Here is an 18,619-nt window from a genome sequence, read left to right as displayed (position 1 = left end):
AGGCAGGGGGCTCCCTGCTCCGGCAGCCCGCCCTGCCCAGCCCGAGGGTCGACCCCGGTTCTCGCGGCGCCCGTCTCATCCGGTGTGGTCATGTGGATCTCCTGCTCTTCCGAGAAGCCGGGATCACCCATTCGGGCCGCCTCGGGCGGCCGTCGGATCCATTTCTCTGCGGCTGAGGACAACGGAGAACTGCCTACGCCGTCTGATCCGGCAATTACTCACCCCGGCGCAGGTGAAGGGATGTTAGAACCGGACGTTGCGGGCCGCAACGGCGTCACCCAATCGATGCGCGCGTACTCGACGACCTGATCTACGAATGCGTCCGGAATCTCACCGAAGCGATTCGTCCCGGGACCATTACGAGCGCCCGGACGGGTGGGGGCGCCCCGGGAAGTCGATCCGTCCCAGCGGCCAGTCCGCGGCGATCCAGTGCGCCACGGCCTCGTACAAGGGGTGATCCAGCTCGGCCCGGTCGGCCCGCACCCAGCAGCGCACCACGGTGTCGAAGTCGGCTCCGCGCGCGGGGTAGATGTAGACGCACCCGATCACGTCACCACCGGCGGGCTCGATGACGGTGTAGGTGAAACCACTGCGCCGGGCGAAGTCCTGCGCGTGACCGCGCAGGTCGGCGAGATTCGCCTCCGGGGTCATGCCGGTGGCCGGAGGCCAGTCCCGGCCCGCGAACCCCGGCGTGGCCCGGATGTGCTCGATGCTGCTGGTCCAGGCGGCGAGATCGGCCTCGTTGTGCTCCGGCCCGAGGGGCTCCAACCGGAACCGCGGGGCGAGAAGCTCCCGCGGGACCGTGAATCCCTCGGGCACGAAGGGCCGATCCGTCGTCATGTGCCGGTCAGACCTTCGCCTCGACGAACTGCTTCCCGGCGGTGTTCTGGACGGCCACTCCCGCGACGTCGTCGGGAGCGATCAACGCCGACCCGTCGAGCGTGGTGCCTCCGGTGGCGCTCTGCGCGGACACGAGCCACCCGCCCGCCATCTCCCTGCTGCCGTCCTTGCCGATGACGATCAGCTGACAGCGCTCCCCAGCCGGTATGCCGGTGACCGCCACGTTGACCCGCACCCATCCGGCTGCCGGCGTGATCGCGGCCGTCAACCGTGCGCCGGTGCCGGGATCGAGCGCGCTCGCGTACCGGATGCCGGCCTGGACCGGCGCAGCCGGCTGGGTGGTGGAGGCGGGCGGTGCCGCGGCGATGACCGTCTGCTCGCCCAGGGTGACGCGACCGACGAGTACACCCCCGACAAGCGCGACGGCCGCCACGGCCGCGGCGGCCGCGGCGGCCAGGTGTCTGCGCTTGCCCTCTGCCGCTGATGACTCGGTTCTCACCTGCCGGAGGGTGCGTTGCAGCAGGAGGTCCGCGTCATCCGGAGGTCCGTCGAGCAGCACCTCGGGCGGCATGTCCGCCAATAGCTGTTGGAGTTCCCGGAGCACGGCCGCCTCCTCCCGGCACTCGGTGCACGTCTCGAGGTGTTCCTCGACGGCCCGGATCTCGTCCGGGGTCAGTTCGTCGGCGACGTAGGAATCGACGTCCGCATGGTCACGCTCCGCACTCATCAGGCTGCTCCTTCCATCCCTAGCCGCCGTTCGGGAAACATCTGGCGCAGTGCCCTCAGCGCGTAATGCGATCGGGACTTCACGGTGCCTGCCGGGATGCCCAGCTCCTTCGCGGTCTCGTCGACCGACCGGCCCTGGAGGTACACCTGCTCGAGCACCTCCCGGTGCTCGACGGAGAGCCGTCCGAGCACGTCGAGCACCACCATGCTGTCGACCACGCGGTCCGCGTGATCCCTCTCGACAGGACCCGTGGTGGGTGACTCGGCCACCTCGGCGGGCCGCGCGTTGCGTGCCCGCACCCGGTCCGTGACGATGTTGCGGACCACGGTCAGCAACCAGCCGCGCACCGAGCCCTTCCCGTTCACCAGGACGTCCGGATTGCGCCACGCTCTCACGAGAGCCTCCTGGACGATGTCCTCGGCGGCGGCGCGGTCATTGGTGAGCCTCGTGGCATACGCGAGCATCGCCTTCCCGTGCTCGTCGAACAGGGACCGCACGAGTGCCTCGTCGGCTCCCACCGGCCGCCTCGTCCTCATCCCGACCACGCACGTGTCCCTTTCCCCGCCACCCACGACGTGGGTACCCCGCACGTCGTACCGACGGCCATCGTGATGTTCGTCCGCCCACCCGGGGGATCTGGAGGGTGGTGGCGTCTTCGTCGAACGCCGGCGGCGGCCGGGACGGGCGGCGCGGCCGGGGTGGGCGCCGGGAGCCTCGTCATGGATCGAACCCCTCAACTCGGAACTGGGACCGGAGCACCGGCCACCCCCCACACGTCGCCTACGGCGGTGAGGTTCAAATCTTCTTTGCCGGATCTTCGGAGGCTCATCCATCGCCGGAGAGCCGCAGACGGGCTACGGCACACCGAACTCCCGACCTTCCATGGAATACGTCCTCGGGTGCAGGCCGGTTCGTTCTCCGAGGGGTGTCATGGATCACCCCGAATGCCGGAACCGCAATGCGGCACGGATCCGTGTGTTACTCCGAACGGGTCGGAGCGACCGGCCCGCAGATCTCCCCGAGGAACTCACCATGATGCTCCGCTCCGTCGCCCGGCATGCCGTCATCGCCGCCGTGGGCCTCGCGGCGCTGGCTGCCTGCGGCACCGCGGCCGCCCCGCCCGCTGCACTGCCGGCAGCGGCCGCACCGCCCTCCGCCGAGCAGCAGGCACCGGACCAGACGCAGCAGCAGTTCGGACAGGTCATCGCCACCGAGGCACCCACCATCACCCGCACCCAGGGCAAGGTCAAGATCTACACCGGGGCGTCGACCGCGGCGATCACCCCGCCGACCGACCACGCGTCGAACACGATCCAGCTGCAGGTGATCGCGAACACCCAGATCGGCCCGTACGTCAGCGACAGCTCCGGCATGACCCTGTACCGCTTCGACAAGGACACCGCGAAGCCGTCGAAGTCGAACTGCACGGGCGACTGCGCGACGACCTGGCCGCCGCTGCTGGTGAAGTCCCCCGGTGACATCTACACCGTCGGTCTCGACGCCAAGACCGTCGGCTACGTCGAGCGTCCCGACGGCACCTGCCAGGTGACCATCGCCGGCTGGCCGATCTACTACTTCTCCAAGGACCAGCAGCCCGGCGACATCAAGGGTCAGGGCGTGGGCGGCACCTGGTTCGCGGTGAACCCGAAGGGCGGCAAGACCGCGGCCACGCAGGAGCCGGCGGCAGCGGGCACCCAGCCGGGATCCGGCAGCGGACAGCAGCAGTCCTCCTCCGGCGGCTCCGGGGGCTACTGAGCGACAGGGGTCCGGGCGGTCGGCGTCGCCGAGCCGCCCGGACCTGCCCTCGTGGTCGCTCGTCAGGCCAGTGCCCCGGTGGTGATGCAGCCCACCGGGGCACTGCCGCGTGTTCAGGGGCCGCCGTGGCCGGGCCCGGTGGTCCGGTGGGAGCGGGCAAGGGTCTCGCGGCTGTCGGCGATCCGCTGCCGGGACGTCTCGACCGCTTCCGACCAGTCGTCCAGATGGGACTCGGCGAAAGGGTCCGCGGACGCGGCGACCTCGGGCGGGTCCACCTGGGCCCGTTCGATCGCCGACTGGTCGCGGTCGACCGCGGCGAGGTCGCGGTCGCCCGCCGAGGCGGTGCGGTCCTGGGCGGAGGCGGTGCGGTCGGCCGCCGAGCCGGTGCGGTCGGCAGCAGCGGCCCGGTGCTCGTCGTGACCCGGCCCCACCTCCGTGAGGATCTCGTCGATGAGGGACGAGACGGCGGCGCGGTCGAGCGAGGCGAGCCGTCCCTGCTCGGCGGCGTGGTCGCGCAGCTGCGCCAGGGCCGCCGGGGTGAGGTTCTGCCACGCGGCCGGGTCGATGTCGGTGTCCTCGATCCGCCGCAGGCGTTCGACGATCTGCCGGCGGATGTCCCAGAGCCGGCCGCAGAGCTCGCTGCGGTGCTCGCGGGCGGCCACGTCCCGGTCCTCGGCGTGCTCGTCGCGGGCCTCGGCCGTGCGGTCCCGCCGGGCCGAGGAGAGGTCACGCTCATCGGCGGCGTTGTCCCGATCGGCCGCCGCGTCGTCCCTGCGCTCGGCGGGAGCGGAGGAACCGGCCGGCGTGCCGCTGCAGTCCATGCGTCTGCTCCTCCCTGACGCTGACGCGTGCCATGGTGCACCTCTGCCGACCGGTCGTGCGACCTGTGCGGCCGAGGTCGTGGTGGGAACGCGCAGTTCCCGTCATCCTTGCTCGCGTGACTGACTCGGACGGTTCCGGCCACGGTGTTGCGTCCGGGCAGGCAGGCGCGGCCGGGCTCGCGCTGCGGCTGCACGCGGAGCCTGCCGCGCTGCGGGTCGTCCGAGCCGAGATCGACGGATGGCTGCGCGGGCTCTGGTGGCCCGACGCCGACCGCGACGACGTCGTGTTCGCGGTCAGTGAGGCGTGCACCAACGCGGTGGAGCACGGGTACTCGTCCGTACCGGCGGGCGACGTCGAGGTCGTCGGCGGGCTCCACGCGGAACGCCGCGGGCGGTTCGTCGTTCTCGTCGTACGCGACTGGGGTCGCTGGCGCACCGCACGCGCGGACTCCGGGTTCCGGGGCCACGGTCTCACCCTGATGCGGGAGTGCGTGGCCGACCTCGGCCTCCGTACCGGCACCGACGGCACCGTCGTGACGATCACGAGCTGTCCCGTCCCGCTGCCCGGCTCGCGATCCAGGGCACTGCTCCGCCGGGCCCCGACGGGGGTCGCGTGCCCGGCCGTCGACCGGGTGACCGGCGACCGGCGCCACCGGCGGGCCGTGCTCATCCGCCGGGCGGCGGAAGCGCGGAGCCGGTCCGCTGCCGCCGTCGCGGACGCCGGCGCCGCGAACGTGCGCGCGCGGGAGATCATGCTGACCAGCGAGCGGCTGCTCGCCCGCGGCCACGCACTCTCGTCGCTCTAGCCTGCGCCGACCGGCTGCGGCTGCTCGCGGGCCCGCCGGTCGAACTCCGTGCGTGCGACGTGCACCGTCTCCGCGTTCGCGCCCGCCCAGCCGACGAGGGCCTGGACGACGTCCAGCAGGGTGCGGCCGGAGTCGGTGAGGGCGTACTCGACCCGCAGCGGGACGGTGGGGAAGACCGAGCGGGTCACGAGCCCGTCGCGCTCCAGGCCGCGCAGGGTCGCGGTCAGCATCCGCTGGGTGATGCCGTCGACGAGCCTGCGCAGCTCGTTGAACCGCCGTGGTTCGGGCCCCAGCCGGCAGATGACGATCACCGACCACTTGTCCCCGATGCGTTCCAGCACGCTGCGGACGAGCTCGGGCGCCACACCCGCGCACGTCGGGGGGCCTCCGGCGGCCGGGGTGGTTCCCTCGGGGGTACCTGGGCAGGTCGAACTGCCTTCTTGTGGCGACGGTCCGGCGGAGCTGAGACTCATGGGGCCAGTATCAATCAGATACCTGGCGGCTGACCAGGTACTGGAGACCGTCGTGAGAGCAGTAGGTGTCGAGCGGTACGGGGGGCCCGAGGTCCTGCGGGTCGTCGAGCTTCCCGAACCGCACGCCGGGCCGGGGCAGGTCCGGATCCGGGTGCACGCCGCCGCCGTCAACCCGGCCGACACGTTGCTGCGGGCGGGCGTGGTCGACCATCTGCTGACCGAGCTCGACCCGCCCTACCGCCCCGGCCAGGACGCGGCGGGCGTCCTGGACGAGATCGGTCCGGGCACGCAGACCGACCTGCGGGTCGGCGACCGGGTCATGGCGATCGTGACCCCGATCGAACCCTCCGGTGGTGCCTACGCCGAGTACATCGTGCTCGACGCGGACCAGGTGGCGCACGCACCGGCCGGGAGCAGCCACGCGGAGGCGGCGACGCTCCCGCTGAACGGGCTCACCGCGCGCCTGGCTCTCGACATGCTCCGGCTGCCACCTGGGCGCACGGTCGCGGTGACCGGAGCCGCGGGGGCCGTCGGTGGGTACGCCGTTCAGCTCGCCAAGGCCGACGGGCTGCGCGTGCTGGCCGACGCCTCGCCGTCCGACGAGGAGCTCGTGCGGCGACTCGGGGCCGACGTCGTCGTCGCCCGTGGGGCCGACGTCGCGGAACGCTTCCGCGCCGCCGCCCCGGACGGCGTCGACGCGGTGATCGACGCCGCGCTGCTCGGCACCGCTGTGCTGCCCGCCATCCGTCCGGGCGGCGCGCTGGCGCTGTTGCGCAGCACGGGGGAACCCGGCACCGACCTGCTCGCGGGCCTGCCGAACGGGGTCACGGTCCACGAGGTGTACGTCCCGCAGTACGGCCATGCCCGCGACAAGCTCGAACAGCTGGGTCGCCTCGCCGAACAGGGGGCGCTGTCCCTGCGGGTCGCCGGCACCTTCCCGCCGGAGCGAGCCGCCGACGCTCACAGGGCCCTCGAGGCAGGTGGCGTCCGCGGCCGCCAGGTCCTCGAATTCGGCCATCAGAACCAGGAGAACGTGTGAACACCATCGGAGTCGGCATCATCGGGGCCAGCCCGGGACCCACCAGCTGGGCGGCGAACGTCCACGTCCCCGCATTGCAGGCACTGTCGGCCTACGAGCTGCGCGCCGTCAGCACCAGCCGCCGCGCGTCGGCGGACGCCGCCGCGGCCACGTTCGGGGTGGACGCCTTCGACAACGCGGCCGACCTGATCACCCACCCCGACGTGGACCTGGTCGTGGTGGCGGTCAAGGTGCCGGAGCATCACGCCCTGGTCAGCGCGGCTCTCGCGGCCGGAAGGATGGTCTACAGCGAGTGGCCGCTGGGCACCGACCTCGCACAGGCCCGGGACCTCGCCGCCCGTGCCGACGCCGCCGGTGTCCGCACCGCCGTCGGCCTGCAGAGCAGGTTCGTGCCGGAGGTCCGCAGGATCCGGGAGCTCGTCGATGCCGGTTACGTCGGGGACGTGCTCGGCACGACGATCGTGGGCTCCGGGACGTCCTGGGGGGCGACCACCCACCGCGGGCAGACCTACCTCTTCGATGCCGCCAACGGCGTGACCCCGCTGACCGCGTCGGCCGCCTACGGCCTCGATGCCATCGCGTTCACGCTCGGCGAGCTCACCCGCGTCACAGCGACCGCTGCGGTCCGCCGCGCCACCGTGCGGATCGTCGACGACGGTACGGACGTGCCCGTCACCACGCCCGACCACATCGCGCTGACGGGAACTCTCCGCTCCGGCGCCGTGGTGTCCGCCTACTACCGCGGGGGAGTGTCCCGTGGTGAGAACCTGCGCTGGGAGATCAACGGCACCGACGGCGACCTCGTACTGACCTCGCCGCTCGCCAACGGCAACATCCAGGCCACCCAGCTCGTCCTCGCCGGCGGCAGCGGCACGGCGACGGTGGTCAAGGAGCTCGCGCAGCCGGTGCCCGACGACCCGGAGGTCGCCGCGATCCCGACGCCCCCGGCGCGGGCCGTCGGGGGGCTGTACGCCGCGCTGGCCCGCGACCTCCGGGAGAACCGGAACGAGGTGCCCGACTTCGCGGCTGCGGTCCGGATGCACGCCTTCCTCGACACGATCACGGCAGCGACCGCGCCGGAACGGGCGGTGCAGGTCGGATGAGCGAGGAAAACCTGTATCGGCGCTTGGTGGACGTCGAGGAGATCAAGCAGCTGAAGGCCCGTTACTTCCGCCTCCTCGACACCAAGGACTGGGACGCCTGGCGCGGGCTGTTCACGGCGGACGCCCGCATCGAGGCCGGCGGCGTCGCGATGGCTCTCGACGAGTTCGTCACCGTCACGCGTAGGTGGATCGAGGACGCCTCCACCGTGCACACCGGGGGCATGCCCGAGATCGTCATCACCGGCCCGGACACCGCCACCGGCATCTGGGCGATGCACGACCTGCTCCGATTCCCCGAGGACGGCGGGGAGCCGCGCGGAATGGACGGCTACGGCCACTACCACGAGCAGTACCGGCGGGTCGACGGTCGCTGGCACATCGAGGCCATGACACTGACCCGCCTGCGGGTCGACCTGCTCAGCGGCGGCGTTCCCGACGTCTGAGCAGGCCGACCCGGCCGGTCAGCTGTACCAGGTGGGCTCGGGGAGCTCGTCCTTCAGCAGGTACGCCCCCACCTCGCGGCGCTTGTAGAACACCGGGTCGTGCAGGGTGTGGGTCCGGACGTTGCGCCAGAACCGGTCGAAGCCCAGCGCCCGCGTCGTCGAGCGGGCCCCGGTGCCCTCCAGCACCCGGCTGGTGACCTCCAGCGCCACGTCCGTGGCCCTCGCCTTCACCGCGGCCACCCGGACCTCGTGCTCGCCGCGCTGCCGCTCGGTGACGTTCGCCGCGTCGCGGTGGATGGCCAGGCCCTCCTCTGCCACCTGGTCGGCGAGTGCCTCGACGGCCCACAGCTTGGACGCGAGGTCGCCGCACAGGTCCAGCTGGTACGGCTCCTCGACCGCGCGCTCGTGCCCGCCGTGCAGCCACGCCCGCGTCTGCGTCCTGGTGTACCCCACCGCGGTCTCCAGGGCGCCGCGGGCGATGCCCAGGTAGAAGCTGACGAACACGAGCTGGATCGTCGGGACGTTCAGGGTGTTGTAGACGCGCGGCTGGAACGCCTTGTCCACGAAGCCCGCAGCGGCACCCCACGGCACGTGGACCTCGCTGATCGTGACGCTGCCGCTCTCGGTGAGCCGCTGGCCGATGTTGTCCCAGTCGTCGTGGAAGGTGATGCCCGGCTGGTCGCTCGGCACGATGGCGAAGACGTGCGTGTCGGTGCCGTCCAGCACGCCCTCCAGCACGGTGACGTCCGAGACCTTGTTCCCCGTCGAGAACGACTTCCGTCCGTTGTAGACGATGTGGTCGCCGTCGTCGCGGATCACCACGTCGGCGTCGCGCTGGTTCACGGCGCCGCCGAAGAACCAGCGGTTGCGGGTGGCGTCGGCCTCCACGGCCGCGATCTGCTCGGGGGTGCCCACCAGCCGCGCGGCCCAGAACCACAGGTAGTGGTAGCCGAGCAGCTGGCCGATCGACCCGTCTCCCGCGGCCACCTCGCGCACCACCCGGTAGGCGAGCGGCCACTCCTGCCCGCCGCCCCCGCGCTCGACCGGGCCGAGCAGGGTGACGAGCCCGGAGTCCTTGAGCAGGGCGATCTCGGCGTAGGGGGTGGCGCCTGCCTGGTCGCGGGCGGCCGCGTCGGTGGCGAGGATCGTGCGCACCTCGCGGGCGCGGGCCAGCCATTCGTCGGGGGAGGCCGGAGCGGGCAGGGCCGCCCAGTCCGGTGTGGTGGTCGGACGGTTCTCGAGCGTTGTCATGGTCGTTCCTCTCGTGGTCGGCGTCCTGGGGCGGCAGTCGCTTCGGTCAGCGACAGCCGCTGGACGCGACCCGGAGGAGGTCGATGTGCCTGCGCCGGGTGAGGACCACGGCTCAGCGGGTGCTCGACGTGCTCAGCTCGCGGGCGTCGAGCTCCGCCTCCTTCTCCCGGATGATCGGGAGCACGTGACGGCCGAAGTACTCGACCTCCTCGTGGTAGTGCAGGAAGCCGAGCAGCAGCAGGTCGGCCCCGCGGCGCTTGTACTCGATCGCCCGGTCGGCGATCTGCTCCGGCGTGCCGATCAGCTGGGTGCGGAAGCCGTCGTTGTACTGGACGAGGTCGTCGAAGGACGAGTCCGCCCACATTCCGCGCTTGTCCGATGTGGACGATCCGGCCTGCTGCACGGCCCCTCGGAAGCCTTCGACCGCCACCGCGTCGGCCTTCGCGATGATCTCGTGCAGGGTCTCGCGCGCCTCCCGTTCCGAGTCGCGGGCGATGAGGAAGCCGTTGAGACCGAACCGCACCTGCCCGAGGCGCCCGGCGTCGGCGGCGTGCCCGTTGACCTCCTGCACCTGCTCGGCGAACCCGTCGTAGTCCTTGCCGTTGGAGAAGTACCAGTCGGACACGCGGCCGCCGTTGCGACGGGCGGCGGTGGAGTTGCCGCCCTGGAAGATCTCCGGGTGTGGTCTGCCGGGCACCTCGACGGGCTTCGGCTTCAGGTCGAAGTCGTGCAGCCGGTAGAAGTCGCCGCGGAACTCGGCGTGGTCGCTGGTCCAGATCTCGCGCAGAACCCGGATGAACTCCTCGGTGCGCCGGTAGCGCTCGTCGTGCTCCAGCCAGGGCTCGCCGAGTTTGGTGAACTCGTCCTTGAACCAGCCGGACACGACGTTCACCGCGGCGCGTCCCCCGGAGAGGTGGTCAGCCGTGGAGATGAGCTTCGCGAGCACGCCGGGCTGCCAGAGCCCGGGGTGCACGGCGGCGATGACCTTGAGCCGCTCGGTGGCGAGCAGGAGCGCGAGCGAGAAGCTCGTGGACTCGTGCTGGTAGGCGGCGCCGTAGCTGGCGATGTAGCGCACCTGGCTCAGTGCGTACTCGAACCCGTTCGCCTCGGCGAGCTGAGCGAGCTTCCGGTTGTAGTCGTACCCCCAATCCGTGCGCTGCTCGATGGTGCTGGTGACGAGGCCGCCGCTGACGTTGGGCACCCAGTAGGCGAACTTCAGCGGAGCCTGTTCGGCGTGGGACATGGCGGGGCAACTCCTCGATGCGAGGGAAGAGCGCGGGGGCTGTGGCGGAGCGTGGACCGCAGGTCAGCAAGCCGGACAGCGCGGTGCGACACGGTGCGCGCAGGCCACGGCCGGGACACGACCCGGGGCGGCTGACTGCGGCACGTTCCGAATACAGCACACATCCCAGGTGAGCGCCACATAATCCCAGATAGGGGACGGTGTTCCGCGCTGCCCGGACAATTGCTACCGAGCGTGCGGAAAGTCGGCTGAGCAGCTCACCTGCGCCCACTGCGCCGCCTCGGCGGCCCGGGAGCGGGACGACCGCTCGGCCGCCTCCACCGCGTCGGAGCCGAGGAGCAGCCGCAGCGGTGGGTCGTCGAGGTCGACGAGATCGACGATGATCCGGGCGCCACGCGCGGGGTCTCCCGGTGCCGATCGGTCCATACCGGCGCGCCGGCGGTTCATCGCCCCGACGGTCTCCTCGTAGTCAGGCCCGACGGGGGCGAGGCGCATCGACGAGCCCGCCCAGTCGGTGCGGAACGCGCCCGGCTCGATGATGGTGACCTTGATGCCCAGCGGCTTCACCTCGTTGTTGAGCACCTCGGAGAAACCTTCGACGGCGAACTTCGCGGCCTGGTACGCGGCGGCGCCCGGGGAACCACCCACGCGCCCGCCAACGGAGGAGAACTGCACGAAGTGGCCGGAGCGCTGTGCACGCAGTACCGGCAGGGCGGCCTTCGTGACGTTGACGACGCCGAAGAAGTTGGCCTCGACCTGCGCGCGGAAGTCCTCGTCCGGGGTCTCCTCGATCGCCGACGAGTTCGCGTAGCCCGCGTTGTTCGCAACCACGTCGAGGTGGCCGAACTCGTCCTCGGCGAACTGCACAGCGGCGCGCGCGGCCTCGGCATCGGTGACGTCCAGGGCGAACGAGCGGGCGCGGTCGCCGTACCTCTGTACGAGGTCCTCGACCTGCTCGCGACGGCGGGCGGTGGCGACCACCTGGTCCCCCTTCTCGAGTGCGGCGACGGCGAGCTCGCGGCCGAAGCCTCGCGAGCTGCCGGTGATGAGCCATGTCCTGGTCATGCTTCGTTCCCCTGTTCTGCCGGATCGGATGGCGTCAATCCGACGATGTGGCGTCTTCTGTCGTCGCCTGCCGGGTGAAGCCCCCGAGGTGCGTCGGCAGGACAGTGATGGGGACGTCCGGTCCCACTGCCCGGCGCAGTATCTCGAGAATGGTCGCGGTGGGTTGTCCGTAGATGCGGATGTTCGTGGTGCCTTCGAGGGTCTCGGTGTAGGAGAGGTTCGATCCGTCCGCGAGGACCCGCATGTGGTGCTCGAAGGAGTCGCTGTCCGGATGGACCTGGACGTACTCGACTTCGGTGCCGTCGCCGCTGAGGAACTGGTGGAAAGCGATGAGGCGCGGCTCGTTCTCCTCGATGAAGTCGACCCAGCCGGGTACGCGCCGCTTCTCGTCCGCCAGCCTGCCCTCTCGGATCTTGTTGGTGGCTATGAAGACGAACGCGGCGGACATCTGCCGACCCTCCTGATGCGCTACCCCAGTAACTGTCACATCAACGTAGCAGTAAGGACGTCTCATGCCACTTGGTCGAGGACCCTTTTCCATGAGGTGCCTCACGTCGCTAGGCTGGACCTGTCATGAGAGCTGATGCCGCGCGCAACATCGACGCCGTCCTGCGCACCGGAGCGCGGCTGCTCGCCGAGGACCCGGCCACGAGCATCGCCACCATCGCGGCCGAGGCGGGGGTCGACCGGCGCACCGTCTACCGACGGTTCACCACGCGGGAGGCCCTGCTCGCCGCCGTCTTCCAGGCGAAGCTCGACTCGGCCGAGCGCGTGCTCGACGACGCCAGGCTCGTCGAGGCGCCAGTGGCGGTGGCCCTGCACCGTTACGTGGAGGGCATCGTCCCGGTCAGCCGGGAGTGGCCGGTGGACGTGCGCCGGATGATGCGTGCCGACCCGGAGGCACACGCGCGCCGGGAGCAGCAGAGCCATCGGCTCGACGTGTTCCTCCAGCGGGCGGCCGACGACGGTCTCCTGCGAGCCGACATGCCGCCCGGTTGGACCCGTGCCGTCCTGGACCAGCTCGTCGACTCCGTCGCCCACGCCTTCCCGCGGGTCGAGCCACCGCAGGCCGCCGACCTCGTCGTCGACACGCTGCTGGTCGGTGTGGGCCGGCGCTGACGACTAGCGGGGGATGATCGACGCGCATGCGGCCTGCACGCGGTCGGGCACGAAGGCGTCGGAGCGGGAGTCGCCCAGGGCGCGGGCGTCGTCGACGATCTCGCGCAGCGCGTCGGCCTGCTGCGAGCTGAGCCCGCGGTGCTGGTAGTCGTACCCCTGATCGGGAGCCCCGCGGAGATCCTCCGCGGCCCAGTAGGTGAGCTGGTTGACGCACACCGTCACGGGATCCGGCGGCGGCGGGGTGGCGCTGAACTGCGGGGGTGCCGGCGGGACCGGTCCGGCGGCGCAGCCGGCGAGCACCGCGCCGAGAAGCGCCACCCCCAGCCACCCCACGGCCCGCGTCACCGGCGGAGTCTGACCGAGCACCCCAAGTTCAGGAAAGCCACTTTCAGGCCCTCTGCGGGCAGGAAAGTGGCTTTCCTGAACCTCGGGGCGGGGCTGCGCCGGCGGTCAGACCACTCGGCGGAGCCGGAGTTTGCCGGCTGCGAGGGTCAGGGCGCTGAGCACGATCATGATGGCGGTCGTGATGCCCTGGAGCGGCCAGTAGTTCGAGTCCGGCTGGTAGTCCCGGTAGACCGAGACAGCGCCGATGGTGGGCGCGCAGACACGCATGTCGGTCGGGACCGGGCAGTGACGGTAGAAGGTGGTCAGGTCGATCCGGTTGCCGGCGGCGTCGAGGAAGCCGAAGTCCCGCGGGAGGGTGCCCGGCCCGGTGTCGCCGTCCCAGCCACGCCACGTGTCGGTGAGCGGGGTGGTGGTGGTTTCGGCGGGCAGATAGTCGTACCGGTCGTAGAGGACCACGAAGAAGATCAGCGTCCAGCCGAGGACGGTCACGACGATCGTGGCGAGCGAGTTGCGGAGCAACAGCCCGGCTGCGGCCGCGATGGCGAAGGCGAGGAGGGCGCTGCCGACCGGCAGCACGCCGGACAGGTCGAAGTCCACCGGCTCGATGCGGTAGTGCTCGTAGAGCACCGCGAACGGTGCCAGGGCCCACGACGCGACGAGCGTCAGCCCGGCGACGGCGACGAGGACCGGCACGAGCGTCACCGCGATGCCGGTGGCCCACCAGCGGGTCCGGCTGGTTGCCTGCGTCAGGGCGAACACCTGGGTGCGCTGCTCGAACTCGCGTGCGAACAGCCCGGCTCCGGCGATCATCCCGACGATCGGGGCGAGGACCCACAGCCACGCCCGCGCGGGACCCTGGAAGCCGCGGAAGGACTGGTAGAGCTCGTAGCGCCGACCGCCGTCGGTGCAGTCGACCGCGCGGTCCGTCAGGCATGCGGTGACGCCGAGCTCGGCGGCGGCGCCGGTGAGCAGCAGCCGCGCGGCGACGAGGACGAGCGCGGTGCCGCCCAGCAGGGCCGCGCAGAGCAGCAGTGCGGCGCGTTGCCTGCGCCAGACCAACCAGGTCATGCCGCGCTCCCGGTGCTCGTCGGTGCAGGTTCCTGCTGCAGGTAGCCGAGGACGAGGTCGTCCAGTGTCGGTGTGACCGCCCGGAACCCGGGTGGCACCTCGGTGTCGCGGATCAGGGCCGTGGTCTGCCGTCCGACGGTCGAGCGGTGCACCACGTGCCCGGCGCCCGGATCGGCGGCGCTGTCGGCCGGCCCGGTGAGGTGCCGGTGCGCGGCGAGAAGCTCCTCGACCTCGCCGCAGAGCCGGACCCGGCCGTCGCGGAGCAGGACGAGGTAGTCGCACGAGTCCTCGAGGTCGGCGATCACGTGGGACGACAGCAGCACCGTCGTGCCGGTCTCGGCGGCCTCGGCGAGCAGGGTCGCCATCACCTGCTTGCGGGCGAGCGGATCCAGCTCGGCCAGCGGCTCGTCGAGAAGCAGCAGGTCGGGCCGGCGCCCCAGCGCGAGCGCCAGCGCCACACGGGCCCGCTGCCCCGGCGAGAGCTCTCCGACCCGCTCGCCGAGCCCGACCCCGGCCTCGTCGACCAGCCGGAGCACGTACGGCGTGTCCCACCGGCCGCGCGCGTTGAGCACGGCCCCGGCGCGCAGCATCTCGTCCACCCGCAGAGCCCGGTAGAGCGGCTTGTCCTGAGCGACGAAACTCGCCCCCGCCGCCATCCCGGAGCGGCCGGGATCGACGCCGAGCACGTCGACCCGCCCGCTCGTGGGGCGCATCAGCCCGCTGGCCAGCATGAACGCGGTGGTCTTGCCGGCCCCGTTGGGCCCGACCAGCGCGGCGATCCGGCCGCGGGGCAGCTCCAGCGCGCAGTCGCGCAGCGCCCAGCGCCGTCGGAAACGCTTGCCGACCCCGTCGAACCGTAGGACGACCCCCTCACCCATCCCTGCCATCCCTTCGGAAGTGCCGGTCGCGGACGTCGGCGACCAGCGCGTCGATGTCCTCGTGCTCGAGCCCCGCGGCCGTGGCCCGCCTCATCCACTGCTCCAGGTCGGTCCGCAGCTGCGCGTCGACCTCCGAGCCGGGCCGGGCGAGGGACCGCAGCACGAACGTGCCGAGCCCGGGGCGGGGCTCCACCAGACCCTCACGTTCGAGCTCGCGGTAGGCCTTGAGCACCGTGTTGGGGTTGACCGCGGTGCGGCTCACCACGTCCTTCGCGGTCGGCAGCCGGTCACCCGGCTGCAACGCTCCGAGCCGCAGCGCCTGCTTCGTCTGGGCGACGATCTGCAGGTAGGTGGGCACCCCCGAGCGTCGCTCGATCCGGAACTCCACCCGCTCACCCTCAAACAACTAAGTAGTTAGTGGAATGATGGTGATGCGAGCGGACGGAGTCAAGCTCGGCGGCCGCCGGAACCGAGCACCCGAGTTCAGGAAAGCCACTTTCCTGCCCGCAGAGGGCCTGAAAGTGGCTTTCCTGAACCTCGGGGGGCGCCTCAGCGGGCCGGCGACCGCGTGCGCATCCGGGCGGCGTCGCGGCCCGGTGAGACGCCGAACATCCGGCGGTACTCCCGGCTGAACTGGGACGGGCTGTCGTAGCCGACCGCGAACCCGACACCGGCGACGGTGCCGGGCTGGGCGATCAGGCGGGCCCGGGCCTCCTGCAGCCGGACCTGCTTCTGGAACTGGATCGGGGTCATCTCGGTGACCGCCCGGAAGTGGCGGTGGAAGGAGCTGACGCTCATCGCCGACATCTCGGCCAGGTCCTCGATCCGGATCGTCTGGTCGTAGTGGCCCCGCAGCCAGCAGATCGCGCGGCCCAGGTGGGACAGGTGGCTGTCGGCCAGGCCGATCTGGCGGACCATCGCACCCTGCTCGCCGCTGACCAGACGCCAGAGGATCTCGCGCTCATAGCCGGGTGCCAGCGCGGTGACGTCCTGTGGCTGCTCCAGCAGACCCAGCAGGCGGGCGGCCGCGTCCAGCAGCGCTTGTCCGGCGTCGCTCACCGCGATACCGCGTATCGGACCGGGCCGCACAGCCGCGGCGGTCTCCCGCAGCAGCGCCGCGATCGCCCCCGGGTCCAGACGCAGGATCAAGGCGAGGAAGGGCTCGGCGGCGGAGGCGCGGGTGATGGCGCCCGTGACCGGCAGGTCGACCGAGACGACGAGGTACTGGCCCGCGCCGTAGGAGAAGACGCGGTCGCCGAGAACGGTCTTCTTGGCGCCTTGCACGACCACCGCCACCGTCGGCTCGGCCATGCTCCCGACGGGCTCGGTGGTCGTGGCCGAGGCCATGACGCCGACGCCGGGCAACGCCGTGGGCGTCACGCCCTCACCGGCGTGACGGCTGATCAGCGAGCGCAGCCGGCCCAGCGCGTCCATGGGTGGCAGCCAACCACCTCCGTGCTGGATCCGGGGACGGTTGGCAGGATCGTGCATTCATCGAGCAGGATCGGTCTACGGCGGTTCGCCGGTCCGGTGCTGTGCTGGGGGCATGCCTGCACTCGACTCCTACGTGACCCTCGGCCGCTCCGGCCTGCGCGTCAGCCCGCTCACCCTCGGCACGATGACCTTCGGCGAGGACTGGGGGTGGGGCGCCGACCCGGAGACCAGCCACCAGCTGCTGTCGACCTATCTCGACGCCGGCGGCAACTCCATCGACACCGCCAACATCTACACCAACGGCCACAGCGAGAAGATCGTCGGCGACTTCCTCGCCGCCCGGCCGGGCCTGCGCGACCGCGTCGTACTCGGCACGAAGTTCTTCGGCAACCTGCACCTCGGCGACCCCAACGGCGGCGGCGCCGGGCGCAAGTCGCTCATCGAACAGTGCGAGCAGTCGCTGCGCCGCCTGCAGACCGACTACGTCGACCTGCTGTGGCTGCACAACTGGGACCGCAGCACGCCGATCGAGGAGACCTTGCGGGCCCTCGACGACCTGGTCCGCGACGGCAAGGTCCGCTACCTCGGCTTCTCCGACGTCCCGGCGTGGGTCGCCAGCGAGGCGCAGACCATCGCGCACTTCCGCGGCTGGTCGCCGGTGGTCGCGCTGCAGGTGGAGTACTCGTTGCTCGCGCGCACCGTCGAGGGCGCGCAGATCCCGATGGCCCGGGCGCACGGCATGGGCGTGATGCCCTGGAGCCCGTTGAAGAACGGGCACCTGTCGGGCAAGTACCGCCGTGACCGCGCGGTGCCCGAGGACTCCAGACGCGCCGGGATGGTCAGCGGGACGAGCGAGGCCGAGTGCGCCGTGGTCGACGAGGTCGACGCGGTGGCAGCCGAGCTCGGCGCGGCGCCTGCGGCGGTCGCGATCGCGTGGGTGATGGGCCGTCCCGGCGTCGCGTCGACGCTGCTCGGCGCGCGCACCCCGAAGCAGCTGCAGGCCAACCTCACCGCGCTGGACGTCACGCTCGACGACGTGCAGCGCGCCCGGCTTGATGCGGTCTCGGTGCCCGCGCTCGAGTTCCCGGCCCAGTACCTCGCGCATGCGCCGATCCTGCAGTTCGCAGGGGCGACGGTCGACGGCGTGACCCACGCGGCCAACCCGCCGCTCGCCGGCAGCCGGACCCGCTACTAGTCGAGATCGGTGTCGCCGGAACCGGCACTCGTGGCACCGGCCGACAGCAGCCTCTCCGCCAGCACGCGGCAGCGCCTCCCGAGCTCCGGTGGGTCGAGCACCTCGAAGTCGTGCCCAAGCAGGAGCACGTGCATGAGCAGGAAGTCGAGGTTTCCGGCGCCGCTGAGCACCTCGCAGAGCTCGTTCCCCCGCGGCTCCACGACGGCCGCCGACGCCGGGACCTGCGCACGCACCGTGTCGGCCGGCGCGTGCACGAGGAAGCGCGCCTGGTACGGGTAGGCCCGGCTCGCCACACCCTCTTGCACGTAGGTCGCCGCGTCCGGCGCCACACGCGGGCGGAAGCGCCAGCTCCGGGCCGAGACGCCGGTCATCCGGTCGACGCGGAAGCTGCGCCAGCCGTCGCGATCGAGGTCGTAGGCGAGGAGGTACCAGCGCCGGTCGGAGGCGACCAGGCGGTAGGGCTCGACCCGCCGCCGTCGCAGCTCGCTCCGGGACGGGTAGTCGAAGCCGGCCTCGACCTCGTCCCGGCAGGCTCGTGCCAACGTCGTGAGCACCTCGGGGTCGATCGGCGTGCGGCCACCGCCGAAGGACTCCACCGAGCCGGCGAGCGCACGCACCTCGTGCCGCAGCCGGACGGGCAGCACCTGGTCGAGCTTGGTCAGCGCCCGGAGTGCGGCGTCCCCGGCGCCGGTGACCGCGCCACCCGCGCCGGCGAGCAGCGAGACCGCGGTGGCGATCGCCTCCTCATCGTCGAGAAGCAGCGGCGGCAGGTCCTGCCCCGGGCCGAGCCGGTAGCCGCCACCGACACCCTGGCCGGCGTGCACCGGATAGCCGAGCGTGCGCAGCCGCTCGACGTCGCGCCGCACCGTGCGCGGCGTGACCCCGAGCCGTTCGGCGAGCTCGGGGCCGGTCCGGACCGGACGCTGCTGCAGCAGCCCGAGCAGGGTGAGCACCCGCTCCGTCGTCCCCCGCTCGGCACCGCTCGCCATGCCCATGTCGCCCAGCCTCCCCGAG

General features: G+C 71.8%; 23 protein-coding genes. 7 read left to right on the top strand and 16 right to left on the bottom strand.

What is annotated here, in order from left to right:
- Positions 1 to 357 precede the first annotated feature (357 nt).
- From HF577_RS13190 to HF577_RS13180, 3 genes are read right to left on the bottom strand one after another with little or no spacing between them, the layout of a single operon-like run.
- Positions 358 to 840 (bottom strand): GNAT family N-acetyltransferase, encoded by a 483-nt coding sequence (locus HF577_RS13190; protein WP_169396106.1) that lies wholly within the window; start codon positions 838 to 840, stop codon positions 358 to 360.
- A 7-nt stretch (positions 841 to 847) separates the two neighbouring features.
- Complete coding sequence (locus HF577_RS13185; protein WP_169396105.1) at positions 848 to 1,567, bottom strand: anti-sigma factor family protein; 720 nt, start codon at positions 1,565 to 1,567, stop codon at positions 848 to 850.
- A complete protein-coding gene (locus tag HF577_RS13180) occupies positions 1,567 to 2,103 on the bottom strand; it encodes a sigma-70 family RNA polymerase sigma factor (RefSeq protein ID WP_169396112.1) in 537 nt (178 codons plus the stop codon). The genes HF577_RS13185 and HF577_RS13180 overlap by 1 nt, the downstream gene beginning before the upstream one ends.
- A 496-nt stretch (positions 2,104 to 2,599) precedes the next feature.
- On the opposite strand from HF577_RS13180, the gene HF577_RS13175 reads away from it, so the two are divergent.
- Positions 2,600 to 3,322 carry a hypothetical protein gene (locus HF577_RS13175; protein WP_246266310.1) on the top strand — a complete coding sequence of 241 codons (723 nt, stop codon included), beginning with the start codon at positions 2,600 to 2,602 and terminating at the stop codon, positions 3,320 to 3,322.
- A gap of 113 nt (positions 3,323 to 3,435) precedes the next feature.
- Here HF577_RS13175 and HF577_RS13170 read toward each other — a convergent pair whose 3' ends face one another.
- Entirely contained in the window at positions 3,436 to 4,143 is a 708-nt protein-coding gene (locus HF577_RS13170) for a hypothetical protein (protein WP_169396103.1), read from the bottom strand.
- A 116-nt stretch (positions 4,144 to 4,259) separates the two neighbouring features.
- Between HF577_RS13170 and HF577_RS13165 the strand changes: the two genes are divergently transcribed.
- The gene (locus HF577_RS13165) at positions 4,260 to 4,949 is read left to right on the top strand and encodes an ATP-binding protein (protein ID WP_169396102.1); all 690 of its coding nucleotides are present in this window, start codon (positions 4,260 to 4,262) and stop codon (positions 4,947 to 4,949) included.
- Here HF577_RS13165 and HF577_RS13160 read toward each other — a convergent pair.
- Entirely contained in the window at positions 4,946 to 5,314 is a 369-nt protein-coding gene (locus HF577_RS13160) for a winged helix-turn-helix transcriptional regulator (RefSeq protein ID WP_312859112.1), read from the bottom strand. The genes HF577_RS13165 and HF577_RS13160 overlap by 4 nt on opposite strands.
- 160 nt (positions 5,315 to 5,474) lie before the next feature.
- Here HF577_RS13160 and HF577_RS13155 point away from each other — a divergent pair, with 160 nt between their 5' ends.
- The 3 genes from HF577_RS13155 to HF577_RS13145 are packed head-to-tail and all read left to right on the top strand — an operon-like array spanning position 5,475 to position 8,007.
- On the top strand, positions 5,475 to 6,461 hold the full coding sequence (locus HF577_RS13155) for an NADP-dependent oxidoreductase (RefSeq protein ID WP_169396100.1): 987 nt from the start codon (positions 5,475 to 5,477) through the stop codon (positions 6,459 to 6,461).
- Positions 6,458 to 7,564: a Gfo/Idh/MocA family protein gene (locus HF577_RS13150; RefSeq protein ID WP_211174204.1), complete on the top strand. Its 1,107-nt coding sequence runs from the start codon at positions 6,458 to 6,460 to the stop codon at positions 7,562 to 7,564. The genes HF577_RS13155 and HF577_RS13150 overlap by 4 nt, the downstream gene beginning before the upstream one ends.
- Positions 7,561 to 8,007, top strand: coding sequence for a nuclear transport factor 2 family protein (locus HF577_RS13145; RefSeq protein ID WP_169396099.1), 447 nt, complete (start codon positions 7,561 to 7,563; stop codon positions 8,005 to 8,007). Before HF577_RS13150 ends, HF577_RS13145 begins: the two co-directional genes overlap by 4 nt.
- Before the next feature lie 18 nt (positions 8,008 to 8,025).
- Here HF577_RS13145 and HF577_RS13140 read toward each other — a convergent pair whose 3' ends face one another.
- The 5 genes from HF577_RS13140 to HF577_RS13125 form a co-directional block, all read right to left on the bottom strand.
- On the bottom strand, positions 8,026 to 9,258 hold the full coding sequence (locus HF577_RS13140; RefSeq protein WP_169396098.1) for an acyl-CoA dehydrogenase family protein: 1,233 nt from the start codon (positions 9,256 to 9,258) through the stop codon (positions 8,026 to 8,028).
- Positions 9,259 to 9,304: 46 nt separating this feature from the next.
- Positions 9,305 to 9,367 (bottom strand): putative leader peptide, encoded by a 63-nt coding sequence (locus tag HF577_RS40165; protein WP_407692206.1) that lies wholly within the window; start codon positions 9,365 to 9,367, stop codon positions 9,305 to 9,307.
- Between the two features lie 3 nt (positions 9,368 to 9,370).
- Entirely contained in the window at positions 9,371 to 10,501 is a 1,131-nt protein-coding gene (gene sfnG / locus HF577_RS13135) for a dimethylsulfone monooxygenase SfnG (protein ID WP_169396097.1), read from the bottom strand.
- Positions 10,502 to 10,726: 225 nt separating this feature from the next.
- Complete coding sequence (locus HF577_RS13130) at positions 10,727 to 11,566, bottom strand: oxidoreductase (protein WP_169396096.1); 840 nt, start codon at positions 11,564 to 11,566, stop codon at positions 10,727 to 10,729.
- Between the two features lie 34 nt (positions 11,567 to 11,600).
- Positions 11,601 to 12,014, bottom strand: coding sequence for a hypothetical protein (locus HF577_RS13125; RefSeq protein ID WP_169396095.1), 414 nt, complete (start codon positions 12,012 to 12,014; stop codon positions 11,601 to 11,603).
- A gap of 125 nt (positions 12,015 to 12,139) precedes the next feature.
- On the opposite strand from HF577_RS13125, the gene HF577_RS13120 reads away from it, so the two are divergent.
- Positions 12,140 to 12,685 carry a TetR/AcrR family transcriptional regulator gene (locus HF577_RS13120; protein WP_169396094.1) on the top strand — a complete coding sequence of 182 codons (546 nt, stop codon included), beginning with the start codon at positions 12,140 to 12,142 and terminating at the stop codon, positions 12,683 to 12,685.
- A gap of 3 nt (positions 12,686 to 12,688) precedes the next feature.
- Here the strand turns inward: HF577_RS13120 and HF577_RS13115 are convergent, their stop codons facing one another.
- From HF577_RS13115 to HF577_RS13095, 5 genes are all read right to left on the bottom strand, one after another.
- Positions 12,689 to 13,030 carry a hypothetical protein gene (locus HF577_RS13115; RefSeq protein ID WP_169396093.1) on the bottom strand — a complete coding sequence of 114 codons (342 nt, stop codon included), beginning with the start codon at positions 13,028 to 13,030 and terminating at the stop codon, positions 12,689 to 12,691.
- 105 nt (positions 13,031 to 13,135) lie between these two features.
- On the bottom strand, positions 13,136 to 14,098 hold the full coding sequence (locus HF577_RS13110) for a hypothetical protein (protein WP_169396092.1): 963 nt from the start codon (positions 14,096 to 14,098) through the stop codon (positions 13,136 to 13,138).
- A complete protein-coding gene (locus HF577_RS13105) occupies positions 14,095 to 14,976 on the bottom strand; it encodes an ATP-binding cassette domain-containing protein (RefSeq protein ID WP_169396091.1) in 882 nt (293 codons plus the stop codon). The genes HF577_RS13110 and HF577_RS13105 overlap by 4 nt, the downstream gene beginning before the upstream one ends.
- Positions 14,969 to 15,364, bottom strand: coding sequence for a GntR family transcriptional regulator (locus HF577_RS13100; protein WP_169396090.1), 396 nt, complete (start codon positions 15,362 to 15,364; stop codon positions 14,969 to 14,971). The genes HF577_RS13105 and HF577_RS13100 overlap by 8 nt, the downstream gene beginning before the upstream one ends.
- Positions 15,365 to 15,525: 161 nt before the next feature.
- Positions 15,526 to 16,410, bottom strand: a complete 885-nt coding sequence (locus HF577_RS13095) for an AraC family transcriptional regulator (protein WP_169396089.1) — start codon at positions 16,408 to 16,410, stop codon at positions 15,526 to 15,528.
- Between the two features lie 112 nt (positions 16,411 to 16,522).
- On the opposite strand from HF577_RS13095, the gene HF577_RS13090 reads away from it, so the two are divergent.
- Positions 16,523 to 17,605: an aldo/keto reductase gene (locus HF577_RS13090; RefSeq protein WP_169396088.1), complete on the top strand. Its 1,083-nt coding sequence runs from the start codon at positions 16,523 to 16,525 to the stop codon at positions 17,603 to 17,605.
- On the opposite strand, the gene HF577_RS13085 is transcribed toward HF577_RS13090, so the two are convergent.
- The gene (locus tag HF577_RS13085; protein ID WP_211174214.1) at positions 17,602 to 18,594 is read right to left on the bottom strand and encodes a helix-turn-helix transcriptional regulator; all 993 of its coding nucleotides are present in this window, start codon (positions 18,592 to 18,594) and stop codon (positions 17,602 to 17,604) included. The two genes, HF577_RS13090 and HF577_RS13085, sit on opposite strands and share 4 nt — an antisense overlap.
- Positions 18,595 to 18,619 lie beyond the last annotated feature (25 nt).

Origin of the sequence: Pseudonocardia xinjiangensis (genome assembly GCF_012911925.1) — a bacterium.
GTDB lineage: Bacteria > Actinomycetota > Actinomycetes > Mycobacteriales > Pseudonocardiaceae > Pseudonocardia > Pseudonocardia xinjiangensis.
This window is presented reverse-complemented; position numbering and strand designations above follow the sequence as displayed.